Source organism: Streptomyces sp. NPDC014764 (assembly GCF_043082785.1).
GTDB lineage: Bacteria > Actinomycetota > Actinomycetes > Streptomycetales > Streptomycetaceae > Streptomyces > Streptomyces althioticus.
Genome location: NZ_JBIBXY010000026.1, coordinates 3555 through 19085 on the forward strand (window position 1 = coordinate 3555; position 15531 = coordinate 19085).

14 protein-coding genes are annotated in these 15531 nt (G+C 74.4%); 3 read left to right on the forward strand and 11 right to left on the reverse strand.

Translation table 11 applies throughout. The features are described from left to right. Positions 1-98: 98 nt before the first annotated feature. The 8 genes from ACF1AG_RS32870 to ACF1AG_RS32905 all read right to left on the reverse strand — a co-directional run bounded on the left by ACF1AG_RS32870 (position 99) and on the right by ACF1AG_RS32905 (position 8838). Positions 99-548, reverse strand: a complete 450-nt coding sequence (locus ACF1AG_RS32870) for an ester cyclase (protein ID WP_387798874.1) — start codon at positions 546-548, stop codon at positions 99-101. 16 nt (positions 549-564) lie between these two features. After that, the gene (locus ACF1AG_RS32875; RefSeq protein WP_359752922.1) at positions 565-1611 is read right to left on the reverse strand and encodes a zinc-binding dehydrogenase; all 1047 of its coding nucleotides are present in this window, start codon (positions 1609-1611) and stop codon (positions 565-567) included. Then, on the reverse strand, positions 1608-2471 hold the full coding sequence (locus ACF1AG_RS32880) for an NAD(P)H-binding protein (RefSeq protein ID WP_359605861.1): 864 nt from the start codon (positions 2469-2471) through the stop codon (positions 1608-1610). Before ACF1AG_RS32880 ends, ACF1AG_RS32875 begins: the two co-directional genes overlap by 4 nt. 141 nt (positions 2472-2612) lie before the next feature. Continuing rightward, entirely contained in the window at positions 2613-2987 is a 375-nt protein-coding gene (locus ACF1AG_RS32885) for an ectoine synthase (protein ID WP_359605859.1), read from the reverse strand. Positions 2988-3043: 56 nt separating this feature from the next. After that, a complete protein-coding gene (locus tag ACF1AG_RS32890) occupies positions 3044-4072 on the reverse strand; it encodes an anthranilate phosphoribosyltransferase (protein WP_391810911.1) in 1029 nt (342 codons plus the stop codon). Between the two features lie 2 nt (positions 4073-4074). Further along, positions 4075-4338: an acyl carrier protein gene (locus ACF1AG_RS32895; RefSeq protein WP_359605855.1), complete on the reverse strand. Its 264-nt coding sequence runs from the start codon at positions 4336-4338 to the stop codon at positions 4075-4077. Positions 4339-4555: 217 nt separating this feature from the next. Next, on the reverse strand, positions 4556-5851 hold the full coding sequence (locus ACF1AG_RS32900; RefSeq protein WP_391810912.1) for a hypothetical protein: 1296 nt from the start codon (positions 5849-5851) through the stop codon (positions 4556-4558). Then, entirely contained in the window at positions 5848-8838 is a 2991-nt protein-coding gene (locus tag ACF1AG_RS32905) for a DEAD/DEAH box helicase (protein ID WP_391810913.1), read from the reverse strand. The genes ACF1AG_RS32900 and ACF1AG_RS32905 overlap by 4 nt, the downstream gene beginning before the upstream one ends. Before the next feature lie 274 nt (positions 8839-9112). On the opposite strand from ACF1AG_RS32905, the gene rfbB reads away from it, so the two are divergent. Further along, positions 9113-10102: a dTDP-glucose 4,6-dehydratase gene (rfbB, locus tag ACF1AG_RS32910; RefSeq protein WP_359605849.1), complete on the forward strand. Its 990-nt coding sequence runs from the start codon at positions 9113-9115 to the stop codon at positions 10100-10102. Here the strand turns inward: rfbB and ACF1AG_RS32915 are convergent. Beyond that, positions 9994-11040, reverse strand: coding sequence for a Gfo/Idh/MocA family protein (locus ACF1AG_RS32915; RefSeq protein ID WP_387798889.1), 1047 nt, complete (start codon positions 11038-11040; stop codon positions 9994-9996). The genes rfbB and ACF1AG_RS32915 overlap by 109 nt on opposite strands. Positions 11041-11324: 284 nt before the next feature. Here ACF1AG_RS32915 and ACF1AG_RS32920 point away from each other — a divergent pair, with 284 nt between their 5' ends. Further along, on the forward strand, positions 11325-12728 hold the full coding sequence (locus ACF1AG_RS32920; RefSeq protein WP_359605845.1) for an NDP-hexose 2,3-dehydratase family protein: 1404 nt from the start codon (positions 11325-11327) through the stop codon (positions 12726-12728). Positions 12729-12747: 19 nt separating this feature from the next. Here ACF1AG_RS32920 and ACF1AG_RS32925 read toward each other — a convergent pair whose 3' ends face one another. After that, positions 12748-13407 (reverse strand): dTDP-4-dehydrorhamnose 3,5-epimerase, encoded by a 660-nt coding sequence (locus ACF1AG_RS32925; RefSeq protein ID WP_359605843.1) that lies wholly within the window; start codon positions 13405-13407, stop codon positions 12748-12750. 15 nt (positions 13408-13422) lie between these two features. After that, positions 13423-14490, reverse strand: a complete 1068-nt coding sequence (locus ACF1AG_RS32930) for a glucose-1-phosphate thymidylyltransferase (RefSeq protein WP_359605841.1) — start codon at positions 14488-14490, stop codon at positions 13423-13425. A 178-nt stretch (positions 14491-14668) separates the two neighbouring features. On the opposite strand from ACF1AG_RS32930, the gene ACF1AG_RS32935 reads away from it, so the two are divergent. Continuing rightward, positions 14669-15460 (forward strand): SDR family NAD(P)-dependent oxidoreductase, encoded by a 792-nt coding sequence (locus ACF1AG_RS32935; RefSeq protein WP_359605839.1) that lies wholly within the window; start codon positions 14669-14671, stop codon positions 15458-15460. The last annotated feature ends 71 nt before the right edge of the window (positions 15461-15531 follow it).

Here is a 15531-nt window from a genome sequence, read left to right on the forward strand (position 1 = left end):
GGCCCCGGTTGGTGCCGGGCCGGCGGGGGCGCCGGGCGGGGGGCGGGCCCCCCCGGGGGGGGCCCCCGCCCCCCGCCCGGCCGCCCCGGCAGGCGTGGTCAGCCCCCGAGCACGCCGCGGTCGACGAAGCCCAGCTCCTTGAGCATCGGGAGGTAGTTGAAGACGTCGTAGTGCTCGGTGATGCGGCCGGCGTCGTCGAAGCGCAGTTCCTCGAGCATGAACCAGCGGACCTTCTTGCCGGTCGGGGCCTTGCCGAAGAAGTCGCCCAGGTGCGTGGCCGTCACGGAGATGCGCAGGATGACCCGGTCGCCCTCGGCGACGGCGCTCCTGACGTCCAGGTGGAGGTCGGGGAAGGCGGCGAGCCCGCCGCGCATGGCGGCGATCATCTGCTCGGTGTCGACCTGGCGGTCCTCGGAGAAGTGCCGGACGTCCGGGGACCAGTGCGCGATGACGCCGTCCACGTCCCAGCGGTTCCAGGCGGCGGCGCAGTCGAGCGCGATCTGCTTGTTGCGTTCCTGCACGGTGGTGCCGGTGAGCGTTGCGGTCATGGCGGGGATCTCTTCCTTACCGGTGCGAGGGGATCAGGACGTGCTTGCCGACGGTGGCGCCGTCCAGCAGGGCGCGGAGGGCTGCGGGAGCCTCGTCCAGACGGTGGCGGCCCGCGATCTCCGGGCGCAGCACGCCCTCGTCGACCAGCCGGTAGAGGGCTGTCAGGTCGGCCCGGAACTTCGCGCCGGGTTTGACGTAGTACATGGTCTGGCGGCGGCCGCGGGTGAGTCCGAGCTTGCGGGCGAACCAGCGGGCGACCGTGCGGCGCAGGGCCGGCACGTGCGGGCGGAACCACTGGCCGGGCCGGTGTCCGGCGACGGAGGAGTCGAACGAGACCAGCGTGCCGCCGTCGGCGAGGAGGTCCCAGCCGACGTCGAGGCCGCGCCCGCCGATGTGGTCGAAGACGGCCTGCACGCCCTGCGGGGCCAGCTCCCGCACCGCGCCGGCGAAGTCGGGCAGACGGTAGTCGACGGGTTCGGCGCCGAGGGCCCGGACCGCCGGGTGCTTGGCGGGCGAGGCGGTGCCGATGACCCGCAGCCCGTGGTGGACGGCGAGCTGGGTGAGCAGCGTTCCCACGCCGCCGCTCGCACCGTGCACCAGCACGGTGTCGCCCGGCTGGAGCGAGGCGAGGCGGTGCAGCATCTGGTGGGCGGTGACCCCGTTGGTGATCAGTGAGACGGCGACGGCGGGGTCGAGGTGCTCGGGCGCCGCGGCGAGGTGTTTCGCGGGCAGTTCGACGTACTCCTGCCAGGCGCCCTGGCGGGGCATGGCGGCGACGCGGTCCCCGGGGCTCAGGCCGGTGACGCCGGGGCCGGTCTCGACGACCCGTCCGACGAGGTCGTAGCCCGGCACGAAGGGGAACTTGGGCGGGAAGGGGTGCAGGTGCTGGAGCATCTGCACCTCGGCGTAGGAGACGCCGGCGGCCTCGACGCGGACCACGACCTTGCCGGGGCCGGCCGACGGCCGGGCGTCCCGGACGGCGACGAGGTTCTGCTCGGGCTCGCCGCTTCCGGTCATGGTGACCCGCGCGTTGACGAGGGAGGCTTCGGAGTGGACGGTCATACGGCAGCCACAGCCTCGCTCGTGCGGGCGAAGTCCGCGGCGTGGTCGGCGGCCCAGCGGGCGAAGGTCCGCGCGGGGCGCCCGGTGACCTTCTCGACGGTGTCGACCGGGACGGGCGGGTGGTCGACCGCGTCGGCGAGATAGCCCAGGACCATCTCGACGACCGGCGGCGGCATGACGTGGCCCATCTGTTCACGGGCCTGGTCCGGGGTGATCTCCTCGAAGACGACCGGACGGCCGACCGCTTCGGCGATGGCCCGGACCTGGTCGGCCTGGGTGACGGCCTCGGGCCCGGTCAGCACGTACGCCTGTCCGGCGTGCCCGTCCTCGAGCAGCGCGGTCACGGCCACGGCGGCGACGTCCGCCTCGTGGATCAACACGCGCGGGGCGTTGCCGTAGGGGGCGCGGACGAGGTCCTCCGTACGGATCGAGTGTCCCCACTTCCACAGCACGTTGGTGGCGAACTCGTCCGGGCGCACGAACGTGTGCTCGATGCCGGACTCCTCCACGGCCCGCTCCACGGCGCGGTGGTGCTCACCGCTGTGGTTGGTCCCTGAGGTGTCCAGCACCGACGAGGAGGAGAGCACGACGATGCGGCGCACGCCGGCCTCCTTCGCCAGCGCGACGACCTCGCGGGCCGTGCCGGGCACCGGGAAGAGGTACAGCTTCTCCGCTCCCTCCAGGGCCGCCGTCAGGGTCTGCGGCTGCTCGAGGTCGCCCTGGAACACCTCCACCCCCGGCGGGAGCCCGGCGGCGGCCGGGTCGCGGGTCAGCGCCCGCACCCGGGCGCCGGCGGCCACGAGTCCGTCGACCACATGGCGGCCGACGGCTCCGGTCGCTCCTGTCACGAGAACTGTCATGCCTGCTCCACTTGTGTCGGATCCCCGGCGGTCGCCGAGGGGCAGTCGAAGTCACTTGAGTGCTTGCCAGGCTGTGGGTGTCCGCTGGAGGGCACGTCGAGAGCCGCTGGACGGCGTGCCCTCCGGCGGGGTGCGGCCCGGTCAGTAGTGCGAGTACTCGGCGGAGTCGAGGTCGTGGATCTCGTCACCGCGCAGCGCCGGGGTGAACACGCACACCAGGCGCAGGTCCTCGTGCGGGGAGGCCACCAGCCAGTGGGCGTCGTGCCGGTCGAGGGCGTAGAGCGTGCCGGGGGTGATCGGGTGGGAGAGGCCGTCACCGTCGACGACTTCGCCACTGCCCTCGATGCAGTAGCAGCTCTCCAGGTGGTTGCGGTACTCCAGGCGGGACTTGGTGCCCGCCCGCACGGTGGTGTCCGTGACGGTGTAGCCGACGCCGTCGGCCTCGGTGAGGAAACGGCGGCTGAGGCCGTTGCCCCACTCGACACAGGTGACGTCTTCCAGCTTGCGGACGATCATGCTTCGTCTCCTTCCATACGGTGATGCCGGCGGGGGCGCGTGAGCGGAAGAGGGGCTCAGAGGGCGACCGCGGCGCGACTGCGCAGGCGGTCCACCAGGGCCAGGGCGGATCCGTCGCCGATGGCGGCGCGGGCGGCACGGACGGCCTCGTGCCAGTCACCGGTGACCCGGGCGGCGACCGACAGGGCGGCGGCGTTGAGGCACACGGTGTCCTGTGCGGCGGGGTGGCCCTCGCCCGCCAGCAGCTCCCGGAACCCGGCGACGGGGTCGGCGCCGGGGGCCAGGTCGGCGAGGGCGCCCGGGCGACAGCCGAAACGGGCGGGCTCGAGGACGAAGTCGTCCTCGGCGCCGTCCACGTAGGTGCGCACGAGGTTGGGCGTGAAGCCGAGCAGTTCGTCGGCCCCGGGGTCGTTGGTGCACAGCCACACCGTGCGGCCGGTGCGGCGCGAGACGTGCTCGGCCGCCTGCCGCACCCCGGTGACCAGCCGGGCGTCGGAGACACCGGTGAGCTGCGCGTCGGCCGGCACGTCGGCGAGGAACGGCCCGAAGGTGTTGACGAACCGGCCCAGCGGCCGGAAGTCCAGCGGCAGCACGCTGCGGGCCAGCAGCGCGATCTCGGCCGGGTAGACGTGGGGGCCGGTGAACGCCAGGCCGAAGCGTCCCAGTGTCTCGTGCGTCTCCTCGTGGGACGAGGTCGGTGCGACACCGAGCTGCTGCAGCAGGTCGACGGAGCCCATCCGGGAGGTGTGTGCGCGCGAGCCGCTCTTGACCACCGGGGTGCCCGCCGCGGCGGCGACGAAGGCCGCGGCGGTGGACAGATTGAGGGTGGGAGGCCCGCCTCCGGTGCCGACGATGTTCACGGCGCCGGTGAACGCCCCGCCCGCCGGAGGCCGGCGTTCCGCGAGCGACTCCAGCAGGGCGGTCAGCGTCGCGCGGTCGGGCGTCCGGGTGGACAGCGATGCCAGGAGCGCCGCGCTCTCGCCCCGGCGCAGCCGGCCGTCGCGGAGGGCGTCCCACAGGGAGTGGAACGCCTCCCGCTCCACGGGCCGGTCACGGGCGATCAGCGCGCTGACGGCGTTGTGCATCGCTACGCGGCCTCGGCCGTGGTGCCGGAGGCGGCCGCGGCGAACTCCTCGATGGCGGCGACCGACCGGAACGACTCCGGCGCGAGGTCGACCTCGTCGGTGTTGATGCCGTACCGGTCCTCCAGCCAGGCGATCACCTTCAGCAGCCCGAGGCTGTCGATGACTCCGTTCTCCAGCAGGTCGTAGTGGTCGTCGAGCTGCGCCGCGGGCACGTCCGGCAGGAACTCCTCGACGAGGAACGCCTTGATGGCCTGGGCGTTGGGCATGTCGGTTCTCCTTGGTAGGCGGTCGTGCACGCCGCGGTCGCGGCCGGGCGGCCGGCGTGAGGGCGGTCCGCTCGTGCCTGTGCCCTCCTGGCCTCCGAGGGTGAAGGGCCGGGCTGGAGCCCGGTTGGAGCGGCAGTGCACCCGTCCTTGTACGACGACGGGCCCGGTGCGGCACGCGCGGTGCGTGCCGTACCGGGCCCGGGCCGGGCGGGTCGCCTCACATGTCGCCCGCCAGGCCGGTCAGGTCGGCGAGGGCCTCGGCCGGGTCGGTGGACGGGGGGCCGGCCGGCCACCACAGGCCGTCGCGGCGGCGGTAGGGGTACCAGCGGCCGTCGCGGCCGAGGCGGAGCTGGAGGTCCCGGCCGGTGAGCGTCCAGTGGTTGCCGTCGACGGTGACCGGGGGGAGTTCCTCCGCCTCCCAGGCCGTGGCCAGCGCGGTGCGGGCGCGGGCGGTCTGCTGCTCGGGCGGGGTCCAGGGGTGTTCCAGGACGTCCAGGGCGGCCCGGCCGCCGGTGCGCCATGCGGCGGCGGCACGGTCGAGGTCCTCGCCGGGGCGGCCGCAGCCGGTGCGGAGCCGCTCCGCCACGCGCGGGTCGGGGTGGGTGGCCGCCAGACGGACCGTGTCCTGCCAGACGTCCAGCGGTTCCGGCGGCGCGGCGCCGAACCCGTGGGCGTGGACGAGGAGTTCGCGGGCGCGCAGGGCCGCGTCCGCGGCGAGGCGGTCCAGCGGGTCGGCCTCGATGCCGGTCAGCGGCTCCTCGGGTGCGGCGGGCGGTTCGGGCAGCGGCGGCAGGGCGGGCAGGGGGGCGGCGGGGCGGGAGTAGGCGGCGCGCTGGAGGCTGTCGTCGGGCTCCTCCGCCGTCCCGGCCGCGGTCTCGTCCCCAGTCTCCTCCTCGTACGTCTCGTCCTCCTCCTCGTCGCCGGCCAACGCCCGCAGCAGCAGCGCCGACTTGAGCTCCTCCACCGCCTCCTCGGCGGCGCGGCCGCGGATCAGGAGCAGCAGCCAGGGGTCGGAGTCCAGCAGCCAGGACAGCTGGTAGGCGAGGGCGGTGGCGTGCGGGCAGGGGTGGTCGAGGGCGTCGCAGTCGCAGTCGGCGTCGAGGTCGCCGTAGCCGGGCAGCATGCGCACCCGGGCGTCCTCGACGGCCTCCAGCAGGTCCTCGGGGAGGTCGCCGGCCAGCAGCGCCTCGGTCTCGGCCGGGCGGTCGGCGGTCTTCTCCCAGAGCAGGTCCCACTCGTCGTCGTCCAGCACGGTCAGCGTCAGCCGCGTCGTGCACGTCTCCTCTCCCCCGTACACCTCCGCGGCCACCCGGCCGGGGCTGACCGTGATCGGGCCGATGCGGCCGGTGCGGGCGAAGGAGCGCCCCTTCTTCAGGGGGCCCTCCTCCGGCCAGACGTCCTCCACGGCCTCGGCCCACTGCGCGGCCCAGAAGGACTGGCCGCGGGCCCTGCCGCCCCGGCGTGCCGGGAAGGCGGGGAAGCCCCGTGCGCCGCTGCCCTGTGCCTCGCTCATGCCATGCTCCTCAGTTCCACCAGGTTGGCCAGCTCGTCGTTGTTCAGCTCGGTCAGGGCCTGCTCGCCGGAGCCGAGGACGGCGTCGGCCAGTTCCTTCTTCGCCTCCAGCAGGGCCGCGATGCGGTCCTCGACGGTGCCCTCGGCGATCAGCCGGTGCACCTGGACGGGCCGGGTCTGGCCGATGCGGTGGGCGCGGTCGGTGGCCTGCGCCTCGACCGCCGGGTTCCACCAGCGGTCGTAGTGCACGACGTGGTCGGCGCGGGTGAGGTTCAGACCGGTGCCGGCCGCCTTCAGCGACAGCAGGAAGACGGGGAACTCGCCGTCCTGGAAACGCCGTACGAGTTCCTCCCGCTTGGCCACCGGGGTGCCGCCGTGCAGGAGGGCGGCGGGGGTGCCGCGGTCGCGCAGGTGGCGTTCGAGGAGGCGGGCCATGGTGACGTACTGGGTGAAGACCAGGGCGGCGCCGCCCTCGGCGGTGATGGTGGCGAGGAGTTCGTCGAGCAGTTCGAGTTTCCCGGAACGTCCGGTGAGCGGGGTCTGGTCCTCCTTGAGGAACTGGGCAGGGTGGTTGCAGATCTGCTTCAGGCCGGTGAGCAGCTTCAGCACCAGGCCGCTGCGGGCGATGCCGCCCGCGCCGGCGCGGATCTCGCCCATCACCGTCTCCACCTGCTTGCGGTAGAGGGTCTCCTGTTCGGTGGTGAGCGCGACCGGCCGGTCCGTCTCGGTCTTGGGCGGCAGTTCGGGTGCGATGCCCGGGTCGGTCTTGCGGCGGCGCAGCAGGAAGGGCCGTACCAGCTCCGACAGGAGGCGGGCGGTGTGCTGTTCGCCGTCACCGTTGGCGGCGAGGACGCGTTCGGCCTCGACGGGAGCGATCCAGCGTTTGCGGAACGCGCCGTGCGTGCCCAGGAGTCCGGGCGTGGTCCAGTCGAGGATCGCCCAGAGTTCGGAGAGGTTGTTCTCCACCGGGGTGCCGGTGAGGGCGATGCGGGCGCGGGCGCCGATCTGCCGCAGGGCCTTGGCGGTGGAGGAGTGGGGGTTCTTCACGTGCTGGGCCTCGTCGGCGACGACCAGGCCCCAGGGGTGCGCGCCGAGCCGGGCGGCGTCCAGGCGCATGGTGCCGTAGGTGGTGAGGACGAAGCCCTCGCCGGCGCCGTCCAGGGTGCGGCCGGGGCCGTGGTAGCGGCGCACCGGGGTGCCCGGGGCGAAGCGGCCCACCTCGCGTTCCCAGTTGCCCAGCAGGGAGGCGGGGCAGACCACGAGGGTGGGGCCGCGGTCCTCGGGGCGTTCCTGGCGCAGCAGGTGCAGCGAGATCAGCTGGATCGTCTTGCCCAGGCCCATGTCGTCGGCGAGGCAGCCGCCGAGGCCGAGGGAGGTCATGCGGTCCATCCAGCGCAGTCCGCGCAGCTGGTAGTCGCGCAGGGTGGCGGTCAGGCGGGCGGGCTGGTCCACCGGCCGGTCGCCGCCGTCGGGGTCGGCGAGGGCGCGGCGCAGGGCGTCCAGCCAGGCGCTGGGCGCCACCCGTACCCGTTCGCCGGCGATGTCGGTGTGGCCGGTGAGGGCGACGGCCAGCCCTTCGATCGCGGTGAGCGGCGGCAGCCGGCGGTCGCGGGCCTTGCGGGCGATGCCGGCGTCGACGAGGATCCAGCGGCCGCGCAGCCGGACGACGGCACCGCCGTCGGCGAGGGTGGCCGCCTCGTCGTCGGTGAGGGGTTCGCCGTCCAGTTCGAGGCGCCAGCTCAGGTCGACGGTGCCGTCGCCGCCGAAGAAGGAGCGCAGGTCGGCGGGCGGGGTCCGGTCGGCGCCGGCCACCGCGCGGGCGGTGAGCGCACCGGTGGACGTCTCCGGCCAGGTGACGTCGATGCCGTGCCCCGCCAGCCGGCCCGCCGCGCCGCCGAGCAGGTCGCGCAGTTCCTCGTCGGTCAGGTCCAGGGCGGTGGGCACGGGCAGCAGGCGCTCCAGCGGCTGCCACACGGCCTGGGCGCGGCGGACGGCGAGGACCATGTCGGCCTGGGCGCGCGGACCGAGGCCGTGGTCGGCGCGGGCGAACAGGTCGTCGGCGTCCAGGGCCAGGGTGGGGTCGGCGAGGCTGTGGGCGCGGGGTACCAGGCGCGGGCGGGGCGGCCGGGTGTCCGCCCCGGTGGCGTCGGTGAGTTCGACGCGCAGGGACATCCTCACGCCGGAGTCGAGTCCGGCGGAGATCTCCTCGGCCCAGGCGCGCAGTCGGGGCACGTGCTGGGGGGCGCTCGCGGCGAACGCCGCGCGTCCGGTGGCGAGTTCGGCGGCGGGGGTGCGCGGGAGGGTGTCGGCGACGGCGTCCAGGAAGGCGCGTACGAGCGTGGCCGGGTCGGTGCCGGGGACGGCGACGGCCTCGCCGGGGGCGGCGTCGGCGAGCGCGCGGACGCGGGCGATGTCGTCGGCGTCGAACGGGCCCGCCCGCCAGGTGTCGTAGCCGGCCGGGGAGACGCCGGGCAGGAGGCGCTCGCGGGCGGTCAGGTGCAGGGCGAGGGCGGTGACGGCGCCCCAGAAGGCGGCGGCGGGGTGGGGGGCGGCTGCGGGGTCGGGGGCGTCGGCGGTGGCGGCCGTGGCGTGCGTGGGCGATCCGGCGGGCTGGGTGCCGGCCGTGGTCGGCGCGGCGACAGCGGTGGCGGCCGGTGCTGCGGACGCGGTCGGCCCGGTGGGCGCGGTCGGCCCGGTGGGCGCGGTCGGCCCGGCGGCCGTGGTGACGGTCGCGCGGCGGGCATGGAGGAGGGCGGGCAGGGCGCCGGCCGGGGTCAGGCGCAGGACGGGCACGGTCCGGACGGTGAAGCCGTCGCCGTCGGGGACCACGAGGTCGGCCTCACCGGGCTCGCCGCCCGGCGCAGCGGGCGGGGTGCCGCCGTCGGGGTCCCAGAAGGCGATCCGGCCCGTGCGGGCCGGGTCCCCCGGTTCGAACACGGCCGCGCAGCACGCCAGTCGCGCGGCCTGCCGCGGTGTCATCCACTCCATGCGTTCGGACTCTCTCTCCCCATGGTTCCGGACCGCCGGCCGCGCGTCGCGAGGCGGCGCGGCGTCGGCGGATGCGGGTACACCCCCGCCGATGATCCCCCATGCCCGGCACGGCGTGCCGGGACCTCGCTCGAGGATCGCTCGAGAACCCGCGCCGGAACCCCGCGCCGTCGACCGTTCCTCGAGCCGGCTTCAGCACAATCGCGGCTGCCGGACGGCCCGGACCCCCGGCGCCGCCCGGGACGTCCCGACGCCGCCCCTGCCTGGAGAACGCATGACGACCACCCGCATCCTGGTGACCGGCGGGGCCGGCTTCATCGGCTCCCACTACGTGCGCACCCTGCTCGGCCCCGGCGGCGACCCGGACGTGACCGTGACCGTCCTGGACAAGCTGACCTACGCGGGCAACCCGGCCAACCTCGAACCGGTGCGCGACGACGCCCGGTTCGCCTTCGTGCACGGGGACATCTGCGACGCCCCGCTGGTCGACCGTCTGGTGGCACGGCACGACCAGATCGTGCACTTCGCCGCCGAGTCGCACGTGGACCGCTCCATCCACCGGGCCGGCGACTTCGTGCGCACCAACGCCGGCGGCACCCAGACGCTGCTGGACGCGGCGGTACGGCACGCGCCGATCACGTTCGTGCACATCTCCACCGACGAGGTGTACGGCTCGATCGAGTCGGGATCCTGGCCGGAGACCCACCCGCTCGCCCCGAACTCCCCGTACTCGGCGTCCAAGGCGGCCGGCGACCTGATCGCGCTCGCCCATCACCGCACCCACGGCCTGGACGTCCGGGTGACGCGCTGCTCCAACAACTACGGGCCCTACCAGTTCCCCGAGAAGCTCATCCCGCTGTTCGTCACCCGGCTGCTGGACGGCGGCCGGGTGCCGCTCTACGGCGACGGCGGCAACGTCCGCGACTGGCTGCACGTGGACGACCACGTCCGCGGCATCGAACTGGTCCGCGCCCACGGCAGGCCCGGTGAGATCTACAACATCGGCGGCGGCACCGAACTGACCAACCGGGAGCTGACCGCGCTGCTGCTGGACGCCTGCGGCGCGGACTGGTCGCGGGTGGACCACGTCGCGGACCGCAAGGGCCACGACCGGCGTTACTCGGTGGACTGCCGCAAGATCACCGAGCAGCTGGGCTACCGGCCGCGGACGGACTTCGCGGCCGGGCTGGCCGGGACGGTGGCCTGGTACCGGGACAACCGCCGCTGGTGGGAACCGTCGACGGCACGGCCGTCCGCGGCCTGACCGGCGTCCGAGGCCCGCGCCCGGCCGTCCTGCGCGGTCGCTCGGATCGCGTGCAGCAGGTCCGCCTGGGCGAGCGTGGCGGCCTCGTCGGGCGCGGTCGTCTCCCCCGAGCGCACCGCCCGGGCGAAGTCGCTCAGCACCGCCGCCACCTGGTCCTCGGCGGGCAGCCGGAACGTGCGGTTGCCCCGTTCGCCCTCCACGACGAGCGCGGGGCGGTGGTCGGCGGGCGGGGTGAAGGCCCGGTCGACGGTGACGCGGCCCCGGCTGCCCCACACCTCGTAGCACGACCGGTAACCGTGGTCCATGCCGAAGGTCAGCTGCGCCGTGACGCCGTCGGCACGCCGCAGCAGCGCGGCGCCCGCGGTCTCCACCCGGTGCCCCGCGCCGCGGGAGAGCACCGCGCCGGCCACGGCCAGGCCGGTGCCCAGCAGGTGCACCGCCGCCCGCACCGGGTACAGGCCGATGTCGGCCAGCGCCCCGCCGCCCAGCTCCGGATCGTGACGGATGTCGTCCGCGGGAAGCGCCGGGACACCGAACTGGGCCCGCAGCGAGCGCAGTTCGCCGATCTCCCCGTCGGCGATCAGCTTGCGCACCACGGCGTGCTGCCCGTGGTGGACGAACATCACGTTCTCGCGCAGCACCAGCCCCCGGCGCCGCGCCCCGGCGAGCAGCGCACGCGTCTGCGCCGGATCGCAGGTCAGCGGCTTCTCGGCCAGCACGTGCTTGCCGGCGGCCAGGGCGGCCGCCACCCACTCGGCGTGCAGCGCGGCGGGCAGCGGGACGTAGACGGCGTCGACCGAGGGGTCCCTCAACAGCGCCGCGTACCCGGTCACCGGGCGGGCGCCGTGGCGGGCGGCGGTGTCGGCGGCGCGCGCGCCCGACCGGGAGGCCACGGCGACGAGTTCGACGTCGCGGGCGGCGGCCATGGCGGGGATCATCCGCCGGCGCGCGATGCCCGCGCAGCCGAGCACCCCGAAGCGCAGCGGCCGCGCGGCGCTCACCGGCGCCTCCGGGACGCGGGGCCGGACCGTACCGCGGTGTGTCGCGCACCCATGGCGCCTCCAGTCTGCTGCGGGGGCTTCGAGCCTGGTGGGGCCGTCTCGACCCCCAGTCGAGGAGGGATCGAGAGGGCTCGGCGAGATTGCCCGGTGCGCGGCCGTGTCCCCGGCCCGGCACGCGCGCCCCTCCCCCGCCCTCGTCCCGACCGGCAGGAGTCCGAGCCATGTTCTCCGACACAGCGGAGTTCCACCGGTGGTTCGCCCAGCGGCGCCAGGCACACGCGTACAAGGTCACCCGAACACCCCTGGACCGGCTGGACGGCTGGTCGCTGCAGGAGGGGACGGGGGATCTGGTGCACCGCACCGGACGCTTCTTCTCCGTGCGGGGCCTCGACGTCCGCCGGGCGGGCCGCGGTGTGGACGCCTGGCAGCAGCCCATCATCGTGCAGCCCGAGCACGGCGTGCTGGGCATCCTGGTCAAGGAGTTCGGCGGCGTCCCGCACTGTCTGCTCCAGGCCAAGATGGAGCCGGGCAACGTCAACCTGGTGCAGCTGTCGCCGACCGTGCAGGCCACCAAGAGCAACTACACACGGGTGCACGGCGGCCGGCCGGTGCCGTACCTGGAGCACTTCGTGGCGCCGCGCGGCGGCCGGGTGCTGTTCGACGCCCTCCAGTCGGAGCAGGCGTCCTGGTTCTTCGCCAAGCGCAACCGCAACATGATCGTGCGGACCCAGGAGGACGTGCCGGTCCACGAGGACTTCTGCTGGCTGAGCTTCGACCAGATCGCCGAGCTGCTGCAGACGGACGACCTGGTGAACATGGACACCCGGACCGTGCTGTCCGGCGCGGCGGGGCTGCGCCGTCCGCCCGCGCCGGACGGGGACGCCTTCCCGGCCGCGCTCGCCGCCTCCTGGCAGCCCGGCGGGCGGGCCCTGCACGACACCGCGGAGCTGCTGAGCTGGTTCACGGATGCGAAGGACCGCTGCACCCTGGAGCGCCGGCTGATCCCGCTGGCCGCCACGGCGCGCTGGTCGCTGCGTGACGGTGTGATCGCCCACGACGACGGGCGGCACTTCACCGTCCTGGGCGTGCGGGTGGAGGCGTCCAACCGCGAGGTCACCGGCTGGTCCCAGCCGATGTTCGCGCCCAGCAGCCGCGGGGTGATCGCCTTCCTCGCCCGCCGGGTGGACGGCGTGCTGCATCTGCTGGTGCAGGCCCGCATCGAGACCGGCGCGCTGGACCGCATCGAGATGGCGCCCACCGTGCAGTGCCAGCCCGCCGACTACACCCCGGGCGTGCTCGGCGCGCCGCTGCCCGGTCCCCGGCCGCCGTTCCTGGACGAGGTGCTGGGCGCGGCACCGGAACGCGTCCGGTACGACGCGCTGCAGTCCGAGGAGGGCGGACGTTTCCACCACGCCCGCAGCCGCTACATGATCGTCGAGGTGGACGAGGACTTCCCGCTGGACGTGCCGCCCGACTACACGTGGATGACGCTGCGTCAGCTGATCGACTTCGTCCGGCACGGCAGCCAGCTGAACGTGGAGGCCCGCAGCCTGCTGACGCTGCTGGGATTCCTGCCGGCCCGCCCCGCCGCCGCGCGTGCGCCGCTGCCGGCCTCGGCGGCCTGAGACGGGCCGGCCCGGCAGGTCACGCGTGCGCCGCCGCGACGAGGCCGGGGCAGTCCTCGTAGCGGGGCAGCAGCCCGGCCGTCCGGGCCTCGGCGAGGGTCGGGGCGGCGGCGTCCCGGTCCGAGAGGGTGAAGTCGGCTCCGGGCGGCCACGGCAGCCCGAGCACCGGGTCGAGGGGGTGCAGCGCCTGCTCCAGCTCGGCCCGGTACGGCGTCGACACCAGGTACGACATCACGGTGTCGTCCTCGAGGGCGAGGAACGCGTGTCCCACCCCCTCCGGCAGGTACACCGAACGGAACGACTGCGTGTCCAGCTCCACGGTGTCCCACCGGCCGAACGTCGGGGACCCGACCCGCAGGTCCACCACCACGTCGCGGGCGCGGCCGTGGGCGCAGTGCACGAACTTGGCCTGGCCGGGCGGGGCGGTGGTGAAGTGCACTCCGCGCAGCACCCCCCGGGCGGATCGGGTGTGGTTCGTCTGCACCACTGTCGGGCCGTGGCCCACGGCCGCCGTGAACGCCTCCTCCTGCAGCGGGGAGACGAACACGCCCCGGCGGTCGCGGTGCACCCGCGGGGTGAACACGTAGGCGCCGGAGACCGCCAGCTCCCGCACGGTCGCGGTGGGGGTGGAGAACGTCCGGGGTATCGGTGTGCCCGGCAGGGACGTCGGCTTCTTCATCGGGAACCTCCGGGGTCAGGAGAAGATCTGCACCTTGCTGTGGTCGCCGAGGATGAGCCGGTGGGCCCTCGGGGTGTGCGGCGCGGGGGTCACCGTGACGTTCCGGCCGATGAGCGAGGCCTGCACGCGGCGCACTCCGTCCAGCCGGGAGTCCTGCAGCACGATGGAGAACTCGATCTCGCTGTCCTCGATGCGGCAGTTCTCGGCGATGGAGGTGTAGGGGCCGACGTAGGAGCCGCTGATCACGCTGCCGGCGCCGATCACGGCGGGCCCGACGATGCGTGAGCCGCGCACTTCGGCGCCGGCCTCGACGCGGACCCGGCCGACGAGTTCGCTGGCGGCGTCGACGGAGCCCTCGACGCCCGCACCGATGCCGTCCAGCACCGAGCGGTTGGCCTCGAGCATGTCGGCGACGTTCCCGGTGTCCTTCCAGTAGCCGCTGACGGTGGTCGAGCGGACGTCGTGCCGGGTGTCGATGAGCCACTGGATGGCGTCGGTGATCTCCAGCTCGCCGCGGGCGGAGGGACGGATGGCCCGCACGGCCTCGTGGACGGCGGGCGAGAACAGGTAGACGCCGACCAGCGCGAGGTCGCTCTTGGGCTTGGCCGGCTTCTCCTCCAGCCCCACCACCCGCCCGTGGGCGTCGAGTTCGGCGACGCCGAACGCGGTCGGGTCCGAGACCCGGGTGAGCAGGATCTGCGCGTCGGGGCGCTCGGCGGTGAACTGCTCCACGAGCGGGGCGATGCCGCCCACCAGGAAGTTGTCGCCGAGATACATCACGAAGTCGTCGTCGCCGAGGAAGTCCCGGGCGATGAGCACGGCGTGCGAGAGCCCCAGGGGCGCGTGCTGAGGCAGGTAGGTCACGTCGAGGCCGAACCGCGAGCCGTCGCCGACCGCGGCGCAGATCTCCTCGGCGGTGTCCCCCACCACCACGCCGACCTCGGTGATCCCGGCCTCGGCGACCGCCTCCAGGACGTAGTAGAGAACGGGTTTGTTCGCCACCGGCACCAGCTGCTTGGGCGAGGTGTGGGTGAAGGGGCGCAGGCGGGTGCCCGCTCCCCCGGACAGGACCAGTGCCTTCATGGCCCGAACGGTAGGCAGGGACGCTCAAATACGGCTGGGGACCGGATCGCGCCGGGGCGGACGTGCCGTCCAGGGCGGGTCCACGCACGGCCCGCGGCCTCGGCGGCGGTGGCACAGTCACACCTCGGCGGGCAGGAGGACCCGCCGCCTGCTCGTGGGCACGACGTGAGGAGAAGGCATGACCGAGAGGGACGGCAACCAGCGGATCGCGCTCGTGACGGGCGGAACGAGCGGCATCGGCCTGGAGATCGTGCGGCGGCTGGCCGGCGCCGGTACGCCGGTGCATCTGTGCGGCAGGCACGAGGAGACGGTGAACGCCACGGTGAAGGAACTGGCCGACGAGGGCCTGCCGGTCACCGGCTCGGTGTGCGACGTCCGCGACCCGGCGCAGATACGGGACCTGGTGCGCACGGTGGCCGAGGAGCACGGCCCGGTGCGGATCCTGGTGAACAACGCGGGCCGCAGCGGCGGTGGAGTCACCGCGGAGCTGGACGACGAGCTGTGGACGGACGTCATCGAGACCAACCTGACCAGTGTCTTCCGGGTGACCAAGGAGGTCCTCACCACCGGCGGCATGCGTGAGGCGGGTCACGGGCGGATCGTCAACATCGCCTCGACCGGCGGCAAGCAGGGCGTGGTGCTCGCCGCTCCCTACTCGGCCTCGAAGCACGGCGTGGTGGGCTTCTCCAAGGCGCTCGGACTGGAGCTGGCGAAGACCGGCATCACGGTCAACGCCGTCTGCCCCGGTTTCGTGGAGACGCCCATGGCACAGCGCGTGCGCGAGGGGTACGCCGCCGCCTGGGGCGTCACGGAGCAGGAGGCCTTCGACCGCATCACCACCCGCGTGCCGATGGGCCGTTACGTGACCGTCCGTGAGGTGGCGGCGATGGTCGAGTACCTCGTGGGCGACGACGCGCAGGCCGTCACCGCGCAGGCGCTGAACGTGTGCGGCGGTCTCGGCAACTACTGACAGGGCCCGTCCCCACGGCCCAGTGGCGCTCGACCCCCCTTCCACCCGTGCGGGGCAGGGTGGGGCGCCGT